This window comes from Candidatus Accumulibacter vicinus (assembly GCF_000584955.1).
Taxonomy (GTDB): Bacteria; Pseudomonadota; Gammaproteobacteria; order Burkholderiales; family Rhodocyclaceae; genus Accumulibacter; species Accumulibacter vicinus.
In genome coordinates, this window is sequence record NZ_JDSS02000007.1 from 30,583 (window position 1) to 34,925 (window position 4,343).

Sequence of the window (4,343 nt, forward strand, 5' to 3'; positions counted from 1 at the left end):
GGCGATGTCGGCCAGCGTTACCGGCAGCGTCGAGTCGTGACCCTGCAATACCATGCCGAGCGAGTCGCCGATGAGCAGTGCGTCGACACCACAGCTATCGCACAACTGTGCAAAACTCGCGTCGTAACAAGTCAGGACGGCAATCTTTTCGTTATTGACACGCATTCTGGCGAGGTCGACGTGCGTCAGACGGCGGGTCACAACGTGGGTGGACATGGGCTTACTCTCCTCGGTTGAATTGACGATGGATAAAGCGCGCCTAGGATACACAGAGCGACCAGCCGATGGGCAAGTTTCCGCGCTACCCGGATACAAAAAAACGACAAACCAATCGGTGTCTGGAGCGTTAAAGGGATATGGTTCATCGGAGACCTCTCATGAAAACGATTGTCCTCGCGCTTCTTGCCGCTGTCGCCACGGCTGGCTGCGTCGTTGCACCCGCTCAACCAGGGTATTACGGGCCGCCGCGCGCGTATGTTAACCCCCCTGTGGTGGTGGTCGGACCGCCCCGCGTGTATGGCCACCCGCCGCCGGTGGTGGTCGGACCTCCACGCGTGTATGGCTACCCGCCGCCGGTGGTGATGCCAGGAAGGCCAGGTTATGGCCCTCGTTATTGGCATCGGCGTTACCGTGACGACTAACGGTCATGGCTTGTCATTCGAGCTTCTCGATGGTCTGTCTGCTGACTGCCGGCAGCCAGGCGGCGGCGGTACCTCGGCCGGGAATACGGCAGAGCGGCGCAATCTCCAGCAGGGGGGCAAGCACGAAAGCGCGCAGGTGCATGCGCGGGTGCGGTACGCTGAGTCGTGGGCTATCGACCACCCGTTGATCGTAGAGCAGCAGGTCGAGGTCGAGGGTGCGCGGTGCATGGTGGAACTCGCGGCGGCGACCGAAGTGACGCTCGACGGCGAACAGCGCGTCGAGCAACTGCTGTGGGTCCAGGACGGTCCTGATGGCCGCTACGGCGTTGATGAAATCGGGCTGGCCACGGATACCCACCGGCGCCGTGCGATAGAGCGAAGAGATCTGCAGCAGCCGCGATTCGGGCAGATCGGCCAGCGCCGCTGCGGCTGCACGCAACTGGGCCCGCGGATCGGCAAGATTGGCACCGAGCGCGACGAAGGCCAGGTGCGAGACGCCCGGCACCTTTGGCGGCCACCTGCCGTCATCCGGCAATCCTGCATCAGAGTACGGGCTGTCCGTCAAGGTCTCTTCTCCCACTCCGGTAGCGTCGGCCAGGGAGACTTCGCCGGTGGGCAGTGCTTTATTCCGGGAGCGTGGCATCCTGCCCGTTGCCGGCAGGTGGGCGACGCCGCCGGCGACGCTTTCTGGCTTCGCCGGGTGCTGCCGGCAGCAGCATGGCGGCGCGTGCCTCATCGCTGGCATCGAGAAAAGCTGTCCACCATTCGCCGACGGCCTGATCGACTTCGCCCGACTCGACCCGCAGCAGCAGGAAATCGTAGCCTGCCTTGAAGCGCGGCTGCTGCAGGACGCCGTAGGGGCGTTTGCCGGAGCGCTGCTCGAAGCGGGGCTGCAAAGCCCAGATATCCTTGATGTCGCCGGCAATCCGGCGGGTGATCGCGAGTTTTTCGGCCTGCACATCGAGGACTTCGTCCATCGCCAGAAAGAGGGACGGGATGGCCGGTTCGCCGCGCGCCTTGAGCGGTTCCCATTTGGCCAGCACCTCGTGCCAGAGCAGGGTGGCAAAAAGAAAGCCGGGCGAGATCGGTTTGCCTTCGCGAACGCGGCGGTCGGTGCTTTCCAGTGCCAGCATGACGAATCGTTCGCCGAGCGACTGGTCGAGAATCACGTCGAGCAGCGGCAGCAGCCCGTGGTGCAGTCCCTCTTCGCGGAGCTCTCTGACGCAGCGAACGGCGTGCCCCGAGGTGAGCAGCTTGAGCATCTCGTCGAACAGGCGTGAGGGCGGAACGTTCTCGATCAGGCTGCCCATCTCGCGGATCGGCCGTCGCGCTTCGGGATCGATCGACAGGCTCAGCTTTGCCGCCAGGCGGACGGCGCGCAGCATGCGCACCGGATCTTCGCGGTAGCGGGTTTTCGGGTCGCCGATCATGCGCAGGGTTTTCTGGCGCAGGTCGGCAACGCCGTGGTGGTAATCGACGATGGTTTCGGAGGTCGGGTCGTAATACAGCGCGTTGACCGTGAAATCGCGACGCGCGGCGTCTTCCAGCTGGCTACCGAAGACATTGTCGCGCAGCACCCGACCCTGTTCGTCGGTCAGCGCCTTGTTGCTGCCCTCTTCCCCGTGGTGGCCGCGGAAAGTGGTCACTTCGATGATTTCCGAGCCCATGCTGACATGCACGATCTGGAAACGGCGGCCGATGATGCGCGAACGGCGAAAGCAGTGACGGACCTGTTCCGGCGTCGCATTGGTGGCGACATCGAAGTCCTTCGGCGTCAGGCCGGCCAGCAGGTCGCGCACGGCGCCGCCGACGATGTACGCCTGGTAGCCATTTTCCTGCAGGGTTTCGATGGTGCGTCGGCAGCCACGACTGATGTCCTCACGCTGCAGGCCATGCTGGGCGGCGGCAAGGATTGCCGGTTCGCTGTGCTTGCCGGGATGATGGCGTCCGAGGACGCGGGAGATGAACTTGCGGATCATTGCGGGTGGTTTCTGCTCGCTGCTATGGCGCAGCGCATGATAACGGATATTGCCACAGCCGGCGGTCGACGTTTTCCTGATCTGCTCACCCGAGGAGGCTCATGATTGGCCAGGCCGCAGCTTCGGCGTGCGCGCGCAGCGTCGAATCAGGGTCGACCACCACCGGGTTGCTGACCTTGGACAGCAAGGGCAGATCGTTTTGCGAGTCGCTGTAGAACCAGCTTCGCTCGAAGCTGCTCCACCACAGTCCGAGCGCTTCGAGCCAGGCCTCGACGCGGACGATCTTGCCTTCCCGAAACGATGGCAGGCCGCGCGGCCGACCGGTGAACTGGCCGTTCTCCTGCGCCGGAATGGTGGCAATCAGATGCGCGATTCCGAACTCGCGGACGATCGGTCCGGTGACGAAGCTGTTGGTGGCAGTGACGATGGCGCACAGGGCACCGCTGTCGAGATGCCCACGAACCAGCCGCCGCGCCTGCTCGCTGACCAATGGCAGAATCTTTCGGGAAAGGAACTCGCGCTGCCAGGATTCGAGCAAGGCGCGGGGATGGGCCGCCAGCGGCCGGAGCTGGAAATCGAGAAAAATGTCGATGTCGAGGGTGCCGGCCTTGTACTGCTCGTAGAATTCGATGTTCTTGGCTTCATACAAGGCACGGTCGAGAATCCCCTTGCCGATCAGGAACTGCGCCCATTCAAAGTCGCTGTCACCGGCGATCAGGGTATTGTCGAGGTCGAAGAGGGCCAGATCCATTCTTTGCTTTCAGGCAGGTCAGCCAGTCACCGAGGTCTGCATGACCTCACGCAACAATGGCAGGGTGATTGGGCGCTTCTGTTCGAGCGAATAACGGTCGATCGCCACCAGCAAGGCCGCCAGGCTGCGCATGTCGCGCGGCGCTCGCGCAAACAGGTAGCTGAACGCCTCGGGCGGCAGCACCAGACCACGCATTCTGGCCTGCTCGGCGAGCGCCGCCAGTTTCTCGGCGTCGCTCAACGGCTGCAGGCGATAGAGCAGGCCGCTACCGAGCCGGGTACGCAGGTCTTCGCGCAGGGCCAGACGCAACGGCGGCACCTCGGCGGCGGCAAGCAGGCGGCCGCCGCTGGCGCGCAGGCGATTGATCAGGTTGAAGAGGACGATCTGGCCAGCTTCGCCGAGCGCCTCGACGTGGTCGACGGCGTAGAACTCGCCGGCGGGGGAAATTCGAGACAGATCCGGGTCCACGCGGGCGTCGCTGTATGCGGCCTGGCAGGCCTGCAGCAGATGTGATTTGCCGGCGCCGGCTTCTCCCCAGAAGAGAAACACCGATTCGCGGTTGGCCGGTGCCAGCCAGGCAGCCAGGCCGGTCAACGCTTCGGCATTGCTGCCGGCAACAAAATTGTCGAAGCTGGGGGGCGCGTCAGGCAGCAGTTCAAGAATCAACTGGCGCATCGGACGGGGTTGCGATCGGCACGCGAAAGAGCCATTTCGGATAAGATGGAGTTTCAGACGTTTATTAATGGCGCATTCTACCACTGCAAAGTACCTGCCAGCCTTGCTCGGGATTTCCCAACTCATGACCCAAGAATCTCTCTCCTATCGCGATGCCGGTGTCGACATCGACGCCGGCGATCAACTCGTCGAACGGATCAAACCCTTCGCCAGAAAAACCCTGCGCGAAGGCGTACTCGGCGGCATCGGCGGTTTTGGTGCGCTCTTTGAAGTTCCCAGGTGCTACCGCGAGCCGGT

The 4,343-nt window shown here is 63.4% G+C and carries 6 protein-coding genes; 1 reads left to right on the forward strand and 5 read right to left on the reverse strand.

The genetic code is table 11. From position 1 onward, the window contains the following. The coding region (locus tag CAPSK01_RS02145) for a 3-methyl-2-oxobutanoate hydroxymethyltransferase (protein ID WP_034921806.1) at positions 1–216 on the reverse strand (216 nt) is incomplete at its 3' end. 161 nt (positions 217–377) lie between these two features. Between CAPSK01_RS02145 and CAPSK01_RS21435 the strand changes: the two genes are divergently transcribed. Next, positions 378–641, forward strand: coding sequence for a hypothetical protein (locus CAPSK01_RS21435; protein ID WP_273702912.1), 264 nt, complete (start codon positions 378–380; stop codon positions 639–641). Positions 642–654: 13 nt separating this feature from the next. Here CAPSK01_RS21435 and folK read toward each other — a convergent pair whose 3' ends face one another. The 4 genes from folK to hda all read right to left on the reverse strand — a co-directional run bounded on the left by folK (position 655) and on the right by hda (position 4,046). Beyond that, positions 655–1,284, reverse strand: a complete 630-nt coding sequence (gene folK, locus CAPSK01_RS02150; RefSeq protein ID WP_337958523.1) for a 2-amino-4-hydroxy-6-hydroxymethyldihydropteridine diphosphokinase — start codon at positions 1,282–1,284, stop codon at positions 655–657. Further along, positions 1,265–2,620 (reverse strand): polynucleotide adenylyltransferase PcnB, encoded by a 1,356-nt coding sequence (gene pcnB / locus CAPSK01_RS02155; protein ID WP_034921809.1) that lies wholly within the window; start codon positions 2,618–2,620, stop codon positions 1,265–1,267. Before pcnB ends, folK begins: the two co-directional genes overlap by 20 nt. Before the next feature lie 85 nt (positions 2,621–2,705). Continuing rightward, on the reverse strand, positions 2,706–3,371 hold the full coding sequence (locus CAPSK01_RS02160) for an HAD family hydrolase (RefSeq protein WP_034921812.1): 666 nt from the start codon (positions 3,369–3,371) through the stop codon (positions 2,706–2,708). An 18-nt stretch (positions 3,372–3,389) separates the two neighbouring features. Then, positions 3,390–4,046, reverse strand: coding sequence for a DnaA regulatory inactivator Hda (hda, locus tag CAPSK01_RS02165; protein WP_034921815.1), 657 nt, complete (start codon positions 4,044–4,046; stop codon positions 3,390–3,392). Between the last annotated feature and the right edge of the window lie 297 nt (positions 4,047–4,343).

Excerpts from the sequence above, each read along its gene's own strand:
- CAPSK01_RS21435 (WP_273702912.1), top strand. The coding sequence starts at position 378 with ATGAAAACGATTGTCCTCGCGCTTCTTGCCGCTGTCGCCACGGCTGGC.
- folK (WP_337958523.1), bottom strand. The coding sequence starts at position 1,284 with ATGCCACGCTCCCGGAATAAAGCACTGCCCACCGGCGAAGTCTCCCTG.
- pcnB (WP_034921809.1), bottom strand. The coding sequence starts at position 2,620 with ATGATCCGCAAGTTCATCTCCCGCGTCCTCGGACGCCATCATCCCGGC.
- CAPSK01_RS02160 (WP_034921812.1), bottom strand. The coding sequence starts at position 3,371 with ATGGATCTGGCCCTCTTCGACCTCGACAATACCCTGATCGCCGGTGAC.
- hda (WP_034921815.1), bottom strand. The coding sequence starts at position 4,046 with ATGCGCCAGTTGATTCTTGAACTGCTGCCTGACGCGCCCCCCAGCTTC.